Here is a 20,017-nt window from a genome sequence, read left to right on the forward strand (position 1 = left end):
TAACTTTGTTAATATGTATTTGAAAAATCTTTCACTTGTAAATTTTAAAAACTATGACGAAGCAGAGCTAGTTTTCTCTGATGGGGCAAACGCTTTTACTGGTGATAATGGTGCAGGTAAAACAAATTTATTAGATGCAATACATTATTTGTCTTTATGTAAAAGTTATTTTAACCCAATTGATAGTCAGCAAATTAAACAAGATAGAGACTTGTTTATGATACAAGGAAAATTTGACAAGGATAATCAAGAGGAGTTTATTGCTTGTGGTGTAAAGAAAAATCAAAAAAAGCAGTTTAAAAGAAATAAAAAGGAATATACAAGGTTGGCAGACCATATTGGTTTGTTTCCTTTGGTGATGATTTCTCCAAATGATATTAGTTTAATTTTAGATGGGAGTGAGGAGCGTAGGAAATTTATAGATAATGTCATATCTCAAACAGATAATCATTATTTAGATGAACTTATTATTTATAATAAAAGCTTATTAAACAGAAATGCTTTACTAAAAAGAATTGCAGAAACAGGAAGGTATGATCCAACTTTGCTAGAAATTTTTGATGAGCAGTTGGTAAATTCTGGAATGAAGATTTTTGAGAAAAGAAAGCAGTTCATGGAGTCTTTTACCAGCATTTTTAATGAACATTATCAATATTTAAGTGATGATGCTGAACAAGTAACATTAACTTACGACTCTATGTTGTTAAATGGCGATTTTGATGCTTTATTAAAGAGTGCAGCAGAAAAGGATAAAATCTTACAAAGAACTACTGTAGGTATCCATAAAGACGAACTGCAATTTGCTATACACGGTATGCCACTTAAGAAATTTGGTTCACAAGGGCAACAAAAATCTTTCTTGATAGCATTAAAATTGGCGAAATATAGTTTCCTTAATCAGCAAAAAGGTTATAAGCCCTTATTATTATTGGATGATATTTTTGATAAGTTAGACGATAAGAGAATAACCAAATTAATGAAAATGGTTTCTGAAGACGATTTTGGACAAATTTTTATTACCGATACTAATCCCGAAAGGTTAAAAGCTATTTTCAATGCGATAAATGTTAAGCTTAATTTATTTACGATAGAAAATCAAATCATCCGTAATGAGCAGAACTAATGATAAAACATTAAAAGAGGCATTAGAACAAATGCTTAAAGCTTATCGCTTAAAAGGTAAATATGATGAAACTTTTGCTGTTTCTTCTTGGGAAGCGGTAGTAGGTAAGGCTGTAGCTAATAGAACTAAGGAAATTTATATCAGAGATAGGAAGCTTTTTGTTAGGATCGAGTCATCCGTTGTAAAGAATGAGTTGGTGATGATGCGCTCAAAAATTTTGGAGGGCCTTAATGAAAAAACAGGGGCTGAAGTGGTTACAGATATTGTTTTTTTATAAGTTATCTTCTTTTATTGATAAAGAAAAATATCAAAGTGCTTAAAGAAGCAGTGAAAAGAGCTCTAGCTACAAATACACTATTTAACTCCTCTTCAAATAATAGCATCCCTATTAAAGGCGAAACTATGAAGACTACAAAAAAGAATATGATGTATTTCTTTTCTAAAATTTGCATACTTAAAAGTCTATATATTTTCGCTATAAACAAAAAAAGACTGCCAAATGACAGTCTTTCTTTAATTCTTTAAAGCTAATTATTTTTTGTTAGCCTCTTGCTCTGCTTGTCTTAAAGCTCTAGACATAATTACAGAAACGATAGTATCTTCACCAACATTGGTAATGGTATATCCTTCTGGTTTTAAATCACGAACACGAGTAGATTTACCTACTTCTAAAGGCTCTAAAGAAACTTCAACGTATTGAGGCATATCTTTAGGTAAAGCATTAACTTTTAATTTACGTAACTTTTGAACTAATTTACCACCCATTTTAACACCTGGAGAAGTACCAGTTAATTTAACAGGGATTTCCATAGTTACTTTTTTATCATCAAATAACTGTAAGAAATCTACGTGTAAGATTTGTTCTGTTAATGGATGAAACTGAATTTCTTTTAAAATAGCTTTGATTTTTTTACCAGCAATTTCTAACTCAGCAAAGTTTACGTCTGGAGTGTAAACTAAATCTCTTAATGATGGTGCTTCAACAGCAAAGTGAATTTGCTCTTTTCCGCCGTATAATACAGCTGGCACTTTACCCGAGTAACGAAGCTCCTTAGCGTCGCGTTTCCCTACGTTCTCTCTTGGAGAACCGCTAATTGCGATTGATTTCATGTTTGTTATATATTAAATTTTAAAAAGTTCACTAATTGATGCATGCTCATTTACGTTGGTGATAGCCTTCGCAAATAAGTCTGCAGTTGATAATACCTTAATTTTACTGCTCTCTTTTTTAACAGGGATAGTGTCTGTAACAATAATTTCTGTTAAAGCCGAGTTTTCTATAGTTTCATATGCATTGCCAGATAATACAGCATGTGTACAAACGGCTCTTACACTTTTAGCGCCCTTTTCCATAATTAAAGCTGCTGCTTTAGATAAGGTACCGGCAGTGTCGCAAATGTCGTCAATTAAAACGATATCTTGGCCAGTTACATCGCCAATGATAGACATTGATTCTATTTCGTTTGCTCTTTTTCTTCTCTTATCACAAATTACAACCTCAGCATTAAAGAATTTAGCAAATAAACGAGCTCTGTAGGAACCACCCATATCTGGTGATGCAATGGTTAAATTCTCTAATCCTAAGCTTTTGATGTATGGAACAAAAATAACAGCTGCATCTAAGTGGTCTACCGGGATATCAAAAAATGCTTGTATTTGTGCTGCGTGTAAATCCATAGTCATTACACGGTGTGCGCCAGCAGCAGTTAATAAGTTGGCAACTAACTTAGCGCCTATAGCAACTCTGGGCTTATCTTTTCTATCTTGACGAGCGTAGCCAAAATAAGGGATAATCACGTTGATATAATGTGCTGATGCTCTTTTAGCAGCATCTATCATCATCAATAATTCAAAAAGATTATCGTTAGGTTGGCAGGTAGATTGTACTAAGAAAACATCACAACCTCTAATAGATTCATCGAATGATGGTTGAATTTCACCATCTGAAAAACGAGATAGCTTAATATCTCCGAGTTCTTTTCCGTATGACTTAGCAATTTTATCAGCAAGAGTTCTTGTTGCAGATCCTGAGAAGAGTTTTACTGGATTAGAAGGCATGAGCTTTCGATTCGATTTTAAAAAAAATCAGATTGTGGCTTTCACAATCTGATTTTAATTTCTAGTTGCCCGACCAGGATTCGAACCTAGACAAACGGTACCAAAAACCGTCGTACTACCATTATACTATCAGGCAATCTCCAATTTCAAGTATTTCCCGAAATGGAATGCAAATATAGCCTCATTAGAGAAAGCATGCAAATTTTTTTTAAAAATTTTTAAAGATGATTTAGCTATTGGAATCTCGAAAAGTGTAACTGCTTGTTTTATAGCGGTAATTTAGAATGAAATAAACTTTAATAGCTGGTTAATATTTGTTAAAGTCCTGTTTTATTCATTTCAAATAGTTATTTTCGGCCAATGAAGAATCAATTTAAATAGAAAATGGCCTATAAGAAGATTAATAATTTACTGGGTTGGTTTAGCTTTTTAGTAGCTGCGGTGGTTTATACCTTAACATTAGAACCAACTTCAAGTTATTGGGATTGTGGAGAGTTTATCTCTGCAGCGTATAGATTGCAAGTGGTACACCAGCCTGGTGCTCCTTTGTTTTTAATGATAGGAAGAATCTTCAGCCTTTTTGCTGGTAGCCAGGATAAGGTAGCTTTTTGGGTTAATATGAGTTCTGCTTTGTCTAGTGCGGCAACAATTTTATTCCTCTTTTGGACAATAACAGCTTTAGCAAAGAAAGTTGTAGCATCTGGTAAGCAGGAACCTACATTAGCACAGCTTATCAGCATTATGGGGGCGGGTTTAGTAGGAGCTTTAGCTTATACTTTTTCTGATACCTTCTGGTTTTCTGCAGTTGAGGCAGAAGTTTATGCCATGTCATCACTTTCTACAGCAGTAGTTTTTTGGGCAATTTTAAAATGGGATGCTCATGCAGATGAACCACAAGCCGATAAATGGCTATTATTTATAGCCTACATTATGGGTTTGTCTATTGGTATTCACTTACTAAATCTACTAGTGATACCTGCTATGGCTGTTATTTATTATTTCAGGAGAACAAAGAAAGCTACTACTAAAGGAACTTTTATAGCTTTAATTATTGGAATAGCGGTTTTAGGTTTTATCCAATATGGTATTATTCAATACCTAGTGAAATTTGCTGCAAATTTTGATCTGTTCTTTGTAAATACACTAGGAATGGGCTTTGGTAGCGGAGTTATCTTTTTTGCGCTGCTAGTTATTGGTGCTGTTGTATGGTTACTATATTATTCTATAAAGAAAAGTAAGCCAGTTTTAAATTTAGCTGTTCTTTCTTTCTTACTCATCATATTTGGGTATAGCTCTTATGCGATGATTGTGATTAGAGCTAAAGCTGATACAAATCTTAATAATAGTGACCCTGAAAATGTATTTGCTTTATTAGGCTATTTAAACAGAGAGCAGTATGGTGATAGACCGTTATTATACGGGCAGTATTTTGATAGTAAAGTTGTAGATTCTAAAGAAGGTTCTGAAAACTATCGTAAGGGAAATGATAAATATGAGGTAACAGGTAAAAAACAATCTTACGTTTACGATAGAAATACTTTATTCCCTAGAGTTTATAGTGAGGAAGGAAATCATGTTGCTGTTTATCGTGATTGGTTAGATATGGGACCAGAGGAAAGCCCTAGCTTTAAACATAACATAGGATTCTTCAGTACTTATCAAGTTGGGTTTATGTACATGCGTTATTTCTTATGGAATTTTGCAGGGAGACAAAACGATGAGCAAGGAATAGGTGATTATACCAAAGGTAATTGGATAAGTGGCATTAAACCTCTTGATGCTTTGCGTTTAGGTGATCAAAATAATTTACCTAAAAGCATGACAGAGAATAAGGCTTACAATCAATTATATTTCTTGCCTCTTATCTTGGGAATTTTGGGGGCTTTCTGGCACTTTAAACGCAACCAAAAAGACGCAGGTGTTGTAGCTTTATTATTTTTCTTTACAGGTTTAGCTATTGTTTTATATCTAAATCAAACACCAAACCAGCCGCGTGAAAGAGATTATGCTTATGCAGGGTCTTTTTATGCATTTGCAATTTGGATAGGTTTAGGTGTATTTGCCATTAGCGAGTGGTTGAATAAATTCTTAAATGCAAAAACAGCTGGGGCTTTAGCTACTATAATTTGCTTGTTGGCAGCTCCGGTATTAATGGCAAGTGAAGAGTGGGACGATCATGATAGATCTGGAAAAACTACTGCCAGAGATTTGGCAAAGAATTATTTAAATAGTTGCGCTCCTAATGCCATCTTATTTACTTACGGAGATAACGATACTTACCCGTTATGGTATGTACAAGAGGTTGAAAATTTTAGGCCCGATGTAAGAATCGTTAACTTAAGCTTATTTGATACAGATTGGTATATTAATCAGTTGAGGAAGCCTTTTAATGCCTCTCAACCATTACCTATAACCATGGATTCATCTGCTTATGTAACAGGTACACGTGACGTACTTTTTTATCAGGATTTTAATCTTCCAGGAAATCAAGAGTTGAGCGATATCTTTGAATTTATTACTTCAGATAATCCAGAAGCAAAAGTTCAATACCAAAGTGGTAGACAAGAAAATTTCTTACCAACAAAAAACTTTAAGCTTACTGTAAATGCAGATGAGGTTTTAAAAACTAAAACTTTAAGTAACCCTGCCGAGGTAGTTCCTGCTTTAGAATGGCAATTTCCTGGTAATTACCTTACTAAAGGTCAATTGGCTTTTTTAGATATCTTAATTCATAACAAATGGGAGCGTCCTATTTATTTCGCCTTCACAGTACCTAGTAGCAATTTCTTTGGCTTAGATAAATATTTATATAATGAAGGTTTTGCTTTAAGATTATTGCCTAAGAATAAAACAACTATTAATGATAATAATCCATTATCAGAAACTGACGTGGTAAATACTACTGCCATGTATCAAAACATGATGAGTAAATTTACTTGGGGTAACATGAAAACAGCATCTTATTTAGATACTGAATCAACTAAAATGATTTATTTATCTGTAAATAAGTTTACAGAGTTAGCTAGAAATTTAATATTTGAAGGTAAAGTAGATAGCGCAAGAAATGCTTTGAAGGAGTGTTTAGATAAACTACCTATTTACACTACATATGATTCTAATTTTGCCCTTAGTAAGTATGAATTGGTTGATTTGATGTATCAAGTAGGGATGAAACAAGAAGCTGCTAAGTTATTGGCGCAAAGTAAAAATCTAATAAAAGGCGAGCTTGATTATCATTATATTTTAACACAAAATAAAGAAAACTTGGGTATGAGAGATATTCAGCTTGGATTATTTGTACTAGCTCAGTTTGATGATATTACCAAACGGAATGGAGAAGCATCGCTAAATAAAGAGATAAATACTTTGCTGAGTGATTATGAAAGAAAATTTGGAGTAAGTAGATAGATAAACTATTGATAATAATAACTTTGTAAAAATCCGAATCATTGATTCGGATTTTTTGTTTTAGATGATTCTAACATAAAAAAAGCCTCTAAGCTAAATGCTTAAAGGCTTTGTATTTTTATATAAAGGCCTGATTAATCTTCTACAACAACACCCATGTTACAGAATTTTTCAATTCTTTCATCAATTAATTTTTCAATTTTCTTAGCTTTTAGCTCAGATAAATCTGCTAATAATTGTGTTTTAATGGTCTCTGCCATAGCTTTAGGATCTTGATGTGCGCCGCCAAGAGGTTCTTTGATGATACCATCTATCAATTTATTTTGATACATATTATCAGCGGTAAGCTTTAAGCATTCTGCAGCTTGTTCTTTAAAATCCCAGCTTCTCCATAAAATAGAAGAGCAAGATTCTGGAGAGATAACCGAGTACCAAGTATGCTCTAACATATAAACTTTATCTCCAATACCAATACCTAAAGCTCCACCAGAAGCACCTTCACCAACAATAATGCAAATGATAGGTACATTTAAGACAGACATTTCAAGTAGGTTTCTTGCAATAGCCTCGCCTTGTCCTCTTTCTTCGGCTTCTAAGCCAGGGAAAGCACCAGGTGTATCTATAAAAGTAATAACTGGTTTGTTAAATTTCTCGGCAAGCTTCATCAATCTTAGCGCTTTTCTATATCCTTCAGGATTAGCCATACCAAAATTTCTATATTGACGCATTTTGGTGTTTACACCCTTTTGATGACCGATAATCATTACAGATTGCCCTGCAATAGTACCAAAACCGCCAACAATAGCTTTATCGTCTTTAACGGTTCTATCACCATGCATCTCAATAAAATCATCACAAATCATTTCTATGTATTGTAATGTATAAGGTCTTTCTGGATGCCTAGAGATTTGTACTTTTTGCCAGCCTGTAAGGTTATTATATATGTCTAGCTTGGTTTTTTCTATTTTATCTTGCAGTTCTTTCAATGTAGCAGACATGTCTACTTTGGTTTTTTCTGCTACCTGCTTCACTTTTTCAACCTGTTGCTGTAAATCTGCAATAGGTTTTTCAAAGTCGAAAGATGTATTCATATCACTCCTTTATTTAGGTTGCTAAGTTATCGTTTAATCTTAAATTTTAAAAAAACTAATTTCTAACAACTAGTTGTTTGTACTTATTTAATTGATTTGTGGTAAATACCTTTTTAGTTGCGATATAAGCTTTCAAATAAGCATTTCTTAATTCGCCTTGTAATGCTCCAATTTTATTGGTATAAAAAATTAAAGAACCATCGTTTACCTTTTGCTCTTTAAATAAAGTATTGAGCTTATCTTCTTGAGCTAAAATGAAATTATTCATTTCTTTGGCCTTTCTATTCATTTCACTCAGGATTTGCGTGATTTGCGTCTTTTGTACTGCGCTTAAATTAAGTTGTTGAGCATATTGTAAAGCTTTCTGAGGAGAAGGATAGTTGTTAGTTTCTGCCACTAAGATCATTTCTAAAACACTGGTTTTAGGTTGCTCTTTATTTAAATGTATCGGAACTTTATTTTCTATAGAATCTGTCTTATGCGTATTGGCATTTACTATAAAAGAGTTTAATCCGCAAAATAATAGTGCTAATCCTATAATTTTTTTCATGAATTTTAGGTTTTTATTTTGTTTAATTTCTCTTTAGCCGCATCCCAAGTATTCTGCTGTGATTTTTCTGGGGTATTATCTATTAACTCTTGCAGGTTAGATAGGCCTTTAAGTACTTCTTCTGCCTTTATATTGGCCTTTTTTAAATACAGCAAGTCTATGATTAAAGCTTTGCTATTCCCTTTATCATCTGTTATGATGTTGATGCCTTCTGTCATATCAAAATATAAACGTTTCTAAAAGCAAATATGGTATTAAATTTTAAAGCAAAAAAAAACCGGGCCTTGCGGTCCGGTTTATAATAGAGTGTTATGCAGTTAAAGTTTAATTGAAGTAACAGTTGTAATGTTATCTTCAGGAGAAACTAATAAGATGATTTGCTTTTCTCCGCTAATTAATGATACCCAGTAAGAACCTGTATCATCTGAAAATTGAAAATCTGATGGTCTTGAAATGATTTTAACAATTTTTTGAATTTTAGCGCTTGCATAAGCATCGTTAATGTTTTTTAATGCAGTTTTAGAAAACTCTTCGATTTTAATAACTTGTGTAGCAACTAAAAATTCATTTTGTAAGCTGTAAAGAGCGTAAGCAGGTTTGTCATTTAGCTTAAAAGATGCAGTTTGAAACTTTTCATTGATATTCCATTTTACATCAGTAGCATTATAGAAGTTGTAGGCAAATTGTCTAAGAACATTTTCTGCAACGTTTCCAGATTTTACTGCTGATTTAGAATCTTTTTCATCAGCAAAACTTACAGTTAAACTTAATAATAGTGCGATTGATAATATAGCCTTTTTCATAATTTTAAATTTTAAGTAGTGTTGTAATTATTTACACAACAAAAGTATGTATTTATTGATAAATATGTAAACTAAATTGAATTTTTATGAAAAATTTATATAAAAATGGCTTTTTAATTAAAATTGAAAAAAATCTTAGTGTAAACGCTACACTATTTAATAAATTTATAAAAAGAACTTAGAGAGTTTTAATGTTTTGCTTTGTAAGTAGTTGATAAAGAGTGTTTTTATGTAAAATATTTGTTAAATAAGTGTTAGGTTATGGTAAATCTTACCTTGCGAAATAAAAAAGGGTTAATTCGTAGAATCAACCCTTTTTTAACTTGGCGTTATTACAATTATAATTTTTCTAAGACTGCGATATTAGTTTTCAAATATTCTATTTGGTTGTCAAGATCAGCCTTGGCTTGAGTATAGCCAGCATTTAACTGTTCTGTTTTGATTTTTAAAAGGTTATTAAGTAAGCCTATAACGTATTTATCAATTCCATAAGATTTATATTGTATGCCAATTCCTTTTAGAAGATCAATGTTTTCATTGAAAACGCTAGCACTTTTTACCTTACCTAGCATACCAACGTAACGTTGCATCATCTGGAATTTTTCTTCTATACCACCATCCTTAAAAGCTTTAGAAACAAAGTTGAAATTATTTTCAGAGCCTTCGGCAGCATAAAGAGATACTAATGCAACTGATAATGGTCCTCTGCTATCTTGTTCAAGAGATTTTGCAAGTTGTAAAGCATCTTTTTTATTAGTAGTGGCTAATGCCTGTAAAGCAGCTCCTTGTACAGCATATGATTTACTTTTTAAAGCTTCTTTGAATAATAGCTCATTTGTGTTATCTTTTAATGATGATAATGCTGTAATTGCCGCAGCTTGAACAAGGGGTTTTTCATCAGCTTTAGCTAAATTCTTAAGAATAGGCAATGACTTATTTTTTACTGATGCTTGGTCTAATTTTAAAGCGTCAATGGCTTTGATTCTTATTTTGTAATACTTGTCTTTTAAAGCATTTTGAATAATAGTTTGAGCTATTGCCTCGCTACTGTTTTTTATTGCTGCGTTTAAAGCTTCTAACCGATCTACATAAAGTGGGGCGTTATCATACTGAAAAGCATATTCATTTAAAGATTTTTCATCGATTTTCTTTGTTAGTATGATTTTATCAGCATCAACATTAACTAAATCTGCTTTTTTATTTAAAATGAAATTTAGTGTATCGGCTTTTTTGCTCATGAAATAATCATGACGTTCTTTTTTGCCGCCTACATAAATGTCAATTTTCATAGGTAGCAAGAATACATCTGTTTTTTGATTTTGACTTAAAATAACTTGTTGTGTTTTGGTTGCATCGTTCCAATTATATTTTATGTTAAGCTCAGGATGGCCCTCTCTAAAATACCATTGATTAAAAAACCAATTTAAATCTTTACCTGTAACTTCTTCAAAAGCAAGTCTTAGCTGGTGTGCTTCACCAGTTTTAAAGGCATTACTTTTTAGGTATAAATTTAAGCTTTTGTAAAAGGCGTCCTCACCAATGTAATGACGAAGCATGTTCAAAATACGTCCACCTTTTTGGTAAGATACTACATCAAACATATCTTCTTTATCTTCATAGTGGAATCTAATAAGGTGTTTAGATTTAGCAGAAGGATTATTTAGGTAGGCTTGCATAGCTTCATAATTATGAGCATCTCCAGCATCTTTACCAAATTTATATTCGTTCCAGAGGGTTTCGCTTATATCGGCAAAAGATTCGTTAACAGATAAATTACTCCAGCTTTCAGCAGTTACATAATCTCCAAACCAATGGTGGAAAAGTTCGTGAGCAATAACATCTTCTCCGGCACTTCCATCTAATAATTCTCGGTCTGTTTGTTGAACAAAATCACCATGAATAGTAGCTGTTGTGTTTTCCATAGCGCCACTTACGAAATCTCTAACTACAACTTGTGCATATTTATCCCAAGGATAATCTATTCCTAATTTATTAGAAAAGAAAGTCATCATTTCTGGTGTATTACCAAAAATGTTTTTTGCATAAGGGGCATATTCAGGCTCTAAATAATAATCAACCGGGATATTTTTCCATTTATCTTGATAGATTTTAAAATTCCCAACAGCCATCATAAATAAATAGGGTGCATGTGGTTTATCCATTTTCCAGGTATCGGTACGGGTACCATCTTTATTGGTTTTCTTACCCACCAAGATACCATTAGATAAAGTAGTGTATTTAGCTGGTGCAGTTATGCTGATTTCCTGGGTAGTTTTTTGATTAGGGCTATCTAAAGTAGGAAACCAAACAGATGAGCTTTCGGTTTCGCCTTGTGTCCATATTTGCACAGGTTTGTTTTGTACAGTGCTATCCGGATTTATAAAATACAAACCTTTAGCATTGGTAATAGCAGCACTGCCTTTAGCTTTTAGTTCATCCGGCTTAGCCACATAATCAATATAAACGGTGTAATTTTCTTTACTAGAATAAGTTTTATCAAGCTTTATTTTAAGCTTTAAACTATCATAGCTAAAATTTAGTTTATTGAGTTTGTTGTTAGCAACCAAAGCCACATTTTTGATATCCATTCCTTTAGCGTCTAAGGTTAAAGAATCTGTATTATAAAAATGAGGTTTAAGGGTTATCCACGCTTTACCAATTAATCTTCTCTTTTGGTAATCAAAGCTAACATCTAATTTTGTATGAATTAAGCTATTAATTTTTTCGGCAGTTGCCCTGTAAATTTTTTGTTCTTGCGAAAAAGAAGATTGGTTAAGTGAAAATAATAAAGCTATTACAGATAAAAACCTGAAAAAATGATAAAACATGAGAATTTTAGTTAGTGAAAACGCAAAGATATTTAAATTGAGTTAAAAGTATTGCACTTTCATTTGTAAAGAATTTATATCCTATTTATATTACAGCTTTTAAACACTATACATGAATATCTACTATATCCTACTCTGTTTTAATCTACTTTTATTTCAAAGTATTGATGTAAATCATTACAAAAAAGTTATAAACACATCGAAGAATGATTCTTTAGTGGTTAATGCTCATGTAATGATCATGAAGTCTCTCGGGCCTAATAAAATAGATTCTGTAAGATTTTATTATAATAAGGCGATAGCTTACTCAAAAGAAAATGATTTTGTATTAGGAGAGATTTTGTTGAACCATAATATGGCCAATCTCTTAAGTGTACATGGAGATTTGTCTGAAGCTTTAGTTTATGCAAATAAAGCACTTAAACTAGCGAAGAGCCAAAAAGATCAAATTAACTTAGCTAGAGCTTATGGTTTATTGTCTGTTATCTACGGCAGAAAGGGAGATTTCCCAAAATCTACAGCTAATGCTTTTTCATCCTTAAACATTTTTGAAAAATTAAAAAATAAAGGGGGAATGATAAACGCTTACATTAAACTAAGCGCTATTCATATACAAATTCATGATTTTAAAAGTGCTCTTAAGTATTGTAAAATTGCCGATTCTTTAAATAGAGATGTTAAGGATAAAGATTTTGAACTAGATATTGCTAATAATATGGCTATTGCATTTGCAGAGCAAGGAAAGCTGGATGATGCTTTAGCTATGTTTGAGAGAGTAAGTAGGCTAACCAAAGGCAATAGAGAACAAGTAGCGGCTCATGCCTCGTCTTTGATGAATATTGGCTTGGTTTACAAAGAAAAGAAAGAATATAAGCAGGCATTAGATTATTATCAGCAATCATACAAAGTTTCTTTAGATAACAATTATCCAGAAGGAATTTTAAAGAACATGCAAAATATCTCTGTAGCTTATTATTTCATCGGAGATTATGAGAAAAGTAATAGTGAAGCTCTTAAAGCTCTGATGAAATCAAGAGAAATGGGAGTGATAGATTTAGAAGTTGAGATTTTAGAAGGTTTAAGAACTAATTATTTAAAGCAAAAAGACTATAAAAATGCTCACAAATATACCGAGGAGTATTATGAGGCTTCTATGAAGTTAAACACAAAGGAACGTGAGCTTGAAATTTCTGGAATTAAGGATAAATACGAGTTAGAGAAAACCCAAGAGCAATTAAAACTTTTAAATGAGATAAATGAAACAAGAACCAATCAACGTAATTTAAGCATTATTCTATTGGTAATTGCATTGTTATCCATGGTGGTTTTTGCTTATTCCTACTATCGAGTAAGAATTTTAAATAAGCAAAATATCCTCGTAAAGGATAAACTTTCTGAAAGTAACCAAGTAAAGGATAGAATTTTTTCTATCATTGGACATGATTTAAGGAGTGCTTATGTTTCTACATTAGGCATTTTAAACCTCATTAAAGAAGATGATTTATCAGCTAGCGAAAAGAAAGATATGATTAATCGTGTTATTCATCAATCTGAAACAGCCTTAGAAACGCTAGATAAATTATTGCATTGGGGGTATAGTCAAATTAGAGGAGCTAAAATAAATTTAGAAGATTTTAATTGTACTGTGCCACTTAATCAAACATTAGACTTTTTATCACAAATTATTCATGAAAAGGAGATTAAGGTAAATAATCACATAAATGAAGAAATATGTGTTTTAGCTGATAAGAATCATTTCAACTTTATTATTAGAAACCTCATATCTAATGCTGTGAAATTTACTCCAAAAAGAGGTGAAATCAATTTAAGTTGTACTGATGAACAAGACTATTTTAAGTTTTCTATCCAAGATAGCGGCATAGGCATTTCTCAAGATAGACTAAATAAGATTTTTACTGCAGACTCTTCAAGTACAAGTGGTACTCATAATGAAAAAGGTACAGGTCTAGGTTTAATTATCTGTAAAGAATTTATAGAAAGTAATGGAGGCCAGATTACAGTGAGTAGTGTAGAAGGGAAGGGGGCAACTTTCAGTTTTACATTAAAGAAAGGTAATTGTTAAAATCAAAAGCACTAGCTTTTACAAAAGCTAGTGCTTTTTAGAAATTAACAGTATTGTTCAAAAGCACCAATTAAATTATCGGCAATCATTTGTGCTGGGCGACCTTCTATCTGATGTCTTTCTATAATATGTACCAATTTACCATCTTTAAATAAAGCCATAGAAGGTGATGATGGTGGATAAGGCAACATGTAATTACGGGCAGCATCAACCGCTTCTTTTTCCATTCCTGCAAAAACAGTTACAATTTTATTAGGCTTTTTACCTTCTTGTACAGCAATTTTAGCAGCCGGACGAGCATTTGCAGCCGCACAACCACAAACAGAGTTAACAACCACAAACGTAGTGCCTTCTGTTTCTATAGCTTGCTTTACTTCATCGGCATTTTTTAATTCTTCAAAACCAACACTAGTTAAGTCGGTTCTCATTGGGGCAACTAAATATTCTGGATACATTTTTTTGTATTTACGATTTACGAATTAAGATTTTTGATTCTTTTTACAAGCACAAAATTAAGCTTTTAACCAGATGCTAACAATAAAGCATATCAAGGCTTTGTCATAAATGTAATTTTCTTCTTATCTATAGTTAAAGGTTTGAATTTCATCCGCCTAAGCGGTATCTTTGCAGCTCACAAAATAAAACAACTATGTCATCAGTAGAGACAACTTACGTACCTTACAAAGTGAAGGACATTTCCCTGGCAGAATGGGGAAGAAAAGAAATTGAATTAGCCGAGGCAGAAATGCCTGGCTTAATGGCCCTTAGAGAAGAGTTTGGCGCAAGCAAACCTTTAAAAGGCGCAAGAATTGCCGGATGTTTACACATGACCATCCAAACAGCAGTTTTAATTGAAACTTTAGTAGAGTTAGGTGCAGATGTTACTTGGTCTTCTTGTAATATTTTCTCAACTCAAGATCACGCAGCTGCTGCAATTGCTGCCGCAGGTATTCCTGTTTACGCATGGAAAGGTATGAATGCAGAAGAGTTTGATTGGTGTATTGAGCAAACCTTGTTCTTTGGCGAAAACCGCGAGCCTCTAAACATGATTTTAGATGATGGTGGCGATTTAACCAATATGGTTTTAGATAAATATCCAGAACTAGCAGCAGGTATCAAAGGAATCTCAGAAGAAACAACTACAGGTGTTTTACGCTTACACGATCGCGTTAAAAAAGGAACACTTCCAATGCCGGCAATCAATATTAACGATTCTGTAACCAAATCTAAATTCGATAATAAATATGGCTGTCGCGAGTCTTTAGTAGACGCTATCCGTAGAGCTACAGACGTGATGATGGCTGGTAAAGTAGCCGTTGTTTGCGGTTATGGCGATGTTGGTAAAGGTTCTGCAGACTCTTTACGTAACGCAGGTGTAAGAGTTATCGTTACAGAAATAGATCCAATTTGTGCTTTACAAGCTGCAATGGAAGGTTTCGAGGTTAAAAAACTAGCTACCGCTATCAAAGAGGCAGACATTGTAGTAACAGCAACTGGTAATAAAGACATCGTTAGAGGCGAGCATTTTAAAGGCTTAAAAGACAAAGCTATCGTTTGTAACATTGGCCACTTCGATAATGAAATTGATATGGCTTGGTTAAACGCAAACTATGGCGATACCAAAATCGAAATTAAACCACAAGTAGATAAATATACTATTGATGGTAAAGACGTTATCGTTTTAGCAGAAGGTCGTTTAGTAAACTTAGGCTGTGCAACTGGTCACCCATCATTTGTAATGTCTAACTCATTTACAAACCAAACTTTAGCTCAAATAGAGTTATGGACAAACTCGGCAGCTTACGAAAACAAAGTTTATGTTTTACCAAAAACTTTAGATGAAAAAGTAGCTCGTTTGCACTTAGCAAAAATCGGGGTAGAGTTGGAAGAACTTCGTCAAGACCAAGCAGAATACATTGGTGTTACGGTTCAAGGTCCTTTCAAGTCAGACGCATACCGTTATTAATATTTTTGATTGTTGTCCCGATAGCTATCGGGAGACGATTAATCTAAGCCGCTCTGTACAAACAGGGCGGTTTTTTTATTTCATAGGGATTTTAATTTAGAAAAGCAATGGCAGCATTTCATTTTAAGGCTAGTCCGGTGCTTTGCTTTACTCCTCGTCCATTTTTCGCAAAAGCTACAAATGTACTGCGGGGTATCGCCCTCGCCCCGGTTTATTTTTCAAAACCTATACAAGGTATTTACAGTATCGTAGCATAATGATACCTTTGTATATGTCATTAGCCAAATTATCAGTAAACATCAATAAAATAGCCACTTTAAGAAACTCAAGAGGTGGTAACAATCCAAATGTATTACAAACAGCATTAGATTGCGAGCGTTTTGGTGCACAAGGAATAACCGTACATCCACGTCCGGATGAAAGACATATACGCTATCAAGATGTTTATGATTTAAAAGGTCAAATTCAAACAGAATTTAACATAGAAGGCAATTGCCAAGAAGAAAAATTTGTAGAACTGGTTTTAGCTAACAAACCAGCACAAGTAACTTTAGTACCCGATGCTTTAGGGCAAATCACTTCTAACCATGGTTGGGATACTATCAAACACCAAAACTACTTACAAGATATCATTGCTGTTTTTAAACAAGAAGGTATTAGAGTTTCTATTTTCGTAGATCCTAATCCAGAAATGGTAGAAGCAGCAAAAACTACAGGTACAGATAGAATAGAACTTTATACAGAGTCTTACGCGGTAAATTATCATCAAGATAAAGAAAAAGCCATATTGCCTTATGTAAAAGCAGCCGAAATGGCCAATAAAGTAGGTTTAGGCATCAATGCTGGGCATGATTTAGATTTACATAACCTTCAATATTTTGCGCAAAATATACCGGGCTTGTTAGAAGTTAGTATAGGCCATGCACTTATTTGTGATGCACTTTATTTAGGCTTAGAAAATACCATACAACGGTATTTATATCAGTTAAAATAAAGATAAAACGCAGTTATAAACATTTATAGCTAACCACTGTTAAATGTGGATAATTTGTCTTGTAATCTTTACAATTCTACAAGGGTTAAGGCTTTATTAAGAGCCTTGTTTTTTTTAATTTTGCGCATCTTAAAACTTCCGTTTAAATGAAATTAAATGTTGATTATCAGGAACTGTTCGAGCAAAGACATATTGCACCAAATGAGCAGGATACCCAAGAAATGTTAAAGGCTGTTGGAGTAAATTCTTTAGATGAATTAATTTCTCAAACAGTACCACAAAACATCCGTCTAAAGAAAGCAATGGATTTGCCTACGGCAAAAAGTGAGTTCGAATACCTGAATCATCTGAAGCAAACGGCATCTAAAAACAAGATTTTTAAATCGTATATAGGGCAAGGTTATTACGGCGTTATTGTACCGGGTGTTATCCAAAGAAACATTTTAGAAAACCCAGGATGGTACACGCAATACACACCTTATCAGGCAGAAATTGCGCAAGGTAGATTACAAGCGCTGTTAAATTTCCAAACGATGGTTATTGATTTAACCGGAATGGAAATAGCAAACGCTTCTCTGCTTGATGAAGGAACAGCAGCTGCAGAAGCGATGTTTATGCAATACAGCTTAAGAAAAAATACCGCAGCTAAGAAGTTCTTTGTTTCTCAAGAAGTATTCCCGCAAACCATAGATATTTTAAAAACACGTTCACAGCCTTATGGTATAGAGCTAGTTATTGGCGACCATAGAACCGCAGAACTAACAGAAGATATGTTTGGTGCTATTGTACAATACCCAGCAGGTAATGGTGAAGTATTTGACTATAGCGATTTTGCTAATAAAGCTCATGAAAAAAATATAAAACTTACTGTTGCGGCAGATATTATGAGTTTAGCTTTATTAACTCCTCCAGGAGAATGGGGCGCTGATATTGTTGTAGGTACAACCCAACGTTTTGGTATTCCAATGGGTTTTGGTGGGCCTCATGCCGCTTTTTTTGCTACAAAAGAAGAGTACAAAAGGTCTATGCCAGGTCGTATCATTGGTGTAACTATTGATGCTCATGGAAATTACGCTTTGCGTATGGCTTTACAAACCAGAGAGCAACATATCAGAAGAGATAAAGCAACTTCAAATATTTGTACAGCACAAGCTTTATTAGCTATTATGGCCGGTATGTATGCTACTTACCATGGTCCTAAAGGCCTTAAACTTATAGCAGAAAGAATACATGGTTTAGCCGTTTTATTGTCTAATGCTTTGCAACAGCTAGGTTATAAACAAGAAAACCAAGCTTATTTTGATACGGTAAGGTTTAACGTAGGGGCTTTGGTAAATGCTATCAAAGCAGAAGCTTTAAATAACGAAGTTAACTTAAACTACCGAGGTGAAACCGTAACCATTGCTATTGATGAAACTACCTCTGTAGAAGATATTAAAACTTTAGTTAGATTTTTCGGAAAAGTAAAAGGCATCAATCAAAATGATATAGATGTTGATGCTTTAAAAGGAGATTTAGCAACTACTATCCCTGCTTCTTTAGCTAGAGCATCAGCTTATTTAACGCATCCTATATTTAATAGTCATCACTCAGAACATGAGTTGCTGCGTTATATCAAATCTTTAGAAGCAAAAGATTTATCCTTATGCCACTCTATGATAGCTTTAGGTTCATGTACCATGAAATTGAATGCTACCACAGAAATGATTCCGGTTACATGGCCAGAGTTTGGAAACTTGCATCCTTTTGCACCAATAGATCAAACTGGTGGTTATATGCAAATTATGGATGAGTTAAACCGTTGGTTAAGTGAGATAACTGGTTTTGCAGCCATGAGCTTACAGCCAAACGCTGGTGCACAAGGTGAGTATGCAGGTTTAATGGTTATCAGAGCCTATCATCAAGATAGAGGAGATTTCCATAGAAATATTGCTTTAATTCCATCTTCTGCACATGGTACAAACCCAGCTTCTGCTGCTATGGCAGGTATGAAAATCGTGGTAACTAAATGTGACGAAAAAGGAAATATTGATGTTGAAGATTTAAGAGCAAAAGCAGAAGAACACTCTGCTAACTTAAGTTGTTTAATGGTGACATATCCGTCAACTCATGGTGTTTTTGAAGAGTCTATCATAGAAATCTGTGATATTATTCATCAACACGGTGGACAGGTTTATATGGATGGTGCCAATATGAACGCACAAGTAGGTTTAACATCTCCAGCAAATATTGGTGCCGATGTTTGCCACCTCAACTTACATAAAACATTTTGTATTCCACATGGAGGTGGTGGCCCAGGTATGGGGCCGATTGGTGTAGCTAAACATTTAGTTCCGTATTTGCCTGGGCATGCTGTGGTAAATATCGGTCAAGAAAAATCTATAAATGCAGTTTCGGCAGCACCTTGGGGTTCTGCATCTATTTTGTTAATTTCTCATGCCTATATAGCTATGATGGGAGCTGAGGGCTTAACCAATGCTACAAAATATGCTATCCTAAATGCAAATTATATCAAAGCTAGGTTAGAACAGCATTATCCTGTTTTGTACTCAGGAGCAAATGGAAGATGTGCACATGAGATGATTTTAGACTGCCGAGAGTTTAAGGCTTTAGGTATCGAGGTAACTGATATAGCTAAAAGGCTTATGGATTACGGTTTCCATGCACCAACAGTTTCTTTCCCAGTAGCTGGCACTGTAATGGTAGAGCCTACAGAATCTGAACCAAAGCATGAGCTAGATCGCTTCTGCGATGCTATGATAGCTATCAGAAATGAAATAGCTGATATAGAATCTGGTTTATTAGATAAAGTAAATAATCCTCTAAAAAATGCTCCACATACTGCTGCGGTAGTAACAGGTAATGATTGGGATAAACCTTACACCAGACAAAAAGCAGCATTTCCTTTGCCTTATGTAGCTCAATATAAATTTTGGCCTTCTGTAGGTAGAGTTAATGATACACATGGGGATAGAACCTTAGTATGTTCTTGCCCACCATTAGAAACATACACAGAATTAGAGTCTGTATAAATTAAATATTTTATTCAAAAGAAAAGCTAGGCTATTGTCTGGCTTTTTTTATTTAATGCGCTTATAAAAAGCATGTTATAA

General features: G+C 33.7%; 16 protein-coding genes and 1 tRNA gene. 7 read left to right on the forward strand and 10 right to left on the reverse strand.

Annotated elements, in window-relative coordinates:
* The first annotated feature begins 13 nt into the window (after nt 1–13).
* Entirely contained in the window at nt 14–1,123 is a 1,110-nt protein-coding gene (recF, locus tag GJJ64_RS12445) for a DNA replication/repair protein RecF (RefSeq protein ID WP_154288108.1), read from the forward strand.
* Entirely contained in the window at nt 1,110–1,400 is a 291-nt protein-coding gene (locus tag GJJ64_RS12450) for a DUF721 domain-containing protein (RefSeq protein WP_154288109.1), read from the forward strand. Before recF ends, GJJ64_RS12450 begins: the two co-directional genes overlap by 14 nt.
* Nucleotide 1,401: 1 nt before the next feature.
* On the opposite strand, the gene GJJ64_RS12455 is transcribed toward GJJ64_RS12450, so the two are convergent.
* The 4 genes from GJJ64_RS12455 to GJJ64_RS12470 form a co-directional block, all read right to left on the reverse strand.
* Nucleotides 1,402–1,575 carry a hypothetical protein gene (locus GJJ64_RS12455; RefSeq protein WP_154288110.1) on the reverse strand — a complete coding sequence of 58 codons (174 nt, stop codon included), beginning with the start codon at nt 1,573–1,575 and terminating at the stop codon, nt 1,402–1,404.
* A gap of 79 nt (nt 1,576–1,654) precedes the next feature.
* Nucleotides 1,655–2,233, reverse strand: a complete 579-nt coding sequence (locus tag GJJ64_RS12460) for a 50S ribosomal protein L25/general stress protein Ctc (protein ID WP_154288111.1) — start codon at nt 2,231–2,233, stop codon at nt 1,655–1,657.
* 12 nt (nt 2,234–2,245) lie between these two features.
* Nucleotides 2,246–3,181, reverse strand: a complete 936-nt coding sequence (locus tag GJJ64_RS12465; protein WP_026904366.1) for a ribose-phosphate pyrophosphokinase — start codon at nt 3,179–3,181, stop codon at nt 2,246–2,248.
* 65 nt (nt 3,182–3,246) lie between these two features.
* A tRNA-Gln gene (locus GJJ64_RS12470) sits at nt 3,247–3,317 on the reverse strand.
* 248 nt (nt 3,318–3,565) lie between these two features.
* Between GJJ64_RS12470 and GJJ64_RS12475 the strand changes: the two genes are divergently transcribed.
* Nucleotides 3,566–6,589 carry a glycosyltransferase family 117 protein gene (locus GJJ64_RS12475; protein ID WP_154288112.1) on the forward strand — a complete coding sequence of 1,008 codons (3,024 nt, stop codon included), beginning with the start codon at nt 3,566–3,568 and terminating at the stop codon, nt 6,587–6,589.
* Between the two features lie 134 nt (nt 6,590–6,723).
* On the opposite strand, the gene GJJ64_RS12480 is transcribed toward GJJ64_RS12475, so the two are convergent.
* From GJJ64_RS12480 to GJJ64_RS12500, 5 genes are all read right to left on the reverse strand, one after another.
* Nucleotides 6,724–7,680: an acetyl-CoA carboxylase carboxyltransferase subunit alpha gene (locus GJJ64_RS12480; RefSeq protein ID WP_154288113.1), complete on the reverse strand. Its 957-nt coding sequence runs from the start codon at nt 7,678–7,680 to the stop codon at nt 6,724–6,726.
* 55 nt (nt 7,681–7,735) lie between these two features.
* The gene (locus tag GJJ64_RS12485) at nt 7,736–8,230 is read right to left on the reverse strand and encodes a hypothetical protein (RefSeq protein ID WP_154288114.1); all 495 of its coding nucleotides are present in this window, start codon (nt 8,228–8,230) and stop codon (nt 7,736–7,738) included.
* Between the two features lie 5 nt (nt 8,231–8,235).
* Nucleotides 8,236–8,448: a hypothetical protein gene (locus tag GJJ64_RS12490; protein ID WP_154288115.1), complete on the reverse strand. Its 213-nt coding sequence runs from the start codon at nt 8,446–8,448 to the stop codon at nt 8,236–8,238.
* 99 nt (nt 8,449–8,547) lie between these two features.
* On the reverse strand, nt 8,548–9,033 hold the full coding sequence (locus GJJ64_RS12495; RefSeq protein WP_154288116.1) for a hypothetical protein: 486 nt from the start codon (nt 9,031–9,033) through the stop codon (nt 8,548–8,550).
* A 338-nt stretch (nt 9,034–9,371) separates the two neighbouring features.
* The gene (locus tag GJJ64_RS12500) at nt 9,372–11,861 is read right to left on the reverse strand and encodes a M1 family aminopeptidase (RefSeq protein ID WP_154288117.1); all 2,490 of its coding nucleotides are present in this window, start codon (nt 11,859–11,861) and stop codon (nt 9,372–9,374) included.
* Nucleotides 11,862–12,102: 241 nt separating this feature from the next.
* On the opposite strand from GJJ64_RS12500, the gene GJJ64_RS12505 reads away from it, so the two are divergent.
* Nucleotides 12,103–13,944 (forward strand): tetratricopeptide repeat-containing sensor histidine kinase, encoded by a 1,842-nt coding sequence (locus GJJ64_RS12505; RefSeq protein WP_195759283.1) that lies wholly within the window; start codon nt 12,103–12,105, stop codon nt 13,942–13,944.
* 44 nt (nt 13,945–13,988) lie between these two features.
* Here GJJ64_RS12505 and GJJ64_RS12510 read toward each other — a convergent pair whose 3' ends face one another.
* Nucleotides 13,989–14,399 carry a BrxA/BrxB family bacilliredoxin gene (locus tag GJJ64_RS12510; protein WP_154288119.1) on the reverse strand — a complete coding sequence of 137 codons (411 nt, stop codon included), beginning with the start codon at nt 14,397–14,399 and terminating at the stop codon, nt 13,989–13,991.
* A 194-nt stretch (nt 14,400–14,593) separates the two neighbouring features.
* Between GJJ64_RS12510 and ahcY the strand changes: the two genes are divergently transcribed.
* The 3 genes from ahcY to gcvP all read left to right on the forward strand — a co-directional run bounded on the left by ahcY (nt 14,594) and on the right by gcvP (nt 19,936).
* Complete coding sequence (ahcY, locus tag GJJ64_RS12515; protein WP_154288120.1) at nt 14,594–15,910, forward strand: adenosylhomocysteinase; 1,317 nt, start codon at nt 14,594–14,596, stop codon at nt 15,908–15,910.
* 271 nt (nt 15,911–16,181) lie between these two features.
* Nucleotides 16,182–16,904: a pyridoxine 5'-phosphate synthase gene (locus GJJ64_RS12525; protein ID WP_154288122.1), complete on the forward strand. Its 723-nt coding sequence runs from the start codon at nt 16,182–16,184 to the stop codon at nt 16,902–16,904.
* A gap of 146 nt (nt 16,905–17,050) precedes the next feature.
* Nucleotides 17,051–19,936, forward strand: coding sequence for an aminomethyl-transferring glycine dehydrogenase (gcvP, locus tag GJJ64_RS12530; protein WP_154288123.1), 2,886 nt, complete (start codon nt 17,051–17,053; stop codon nt 19,934–19,936).
* Nucleotides 19,937–20,017: the final 81 nt, after the last annotated feature.

Source organism: Pedobacter puniceum, assembly GCF_009674685.1.
Lineage (GTDB): Bacteria > Bacteroidota > Bacteroidia > Sphingobacteriales > Sphingobacteriaceae > Pseudopedobacter > Pseudopedobacter puniceum.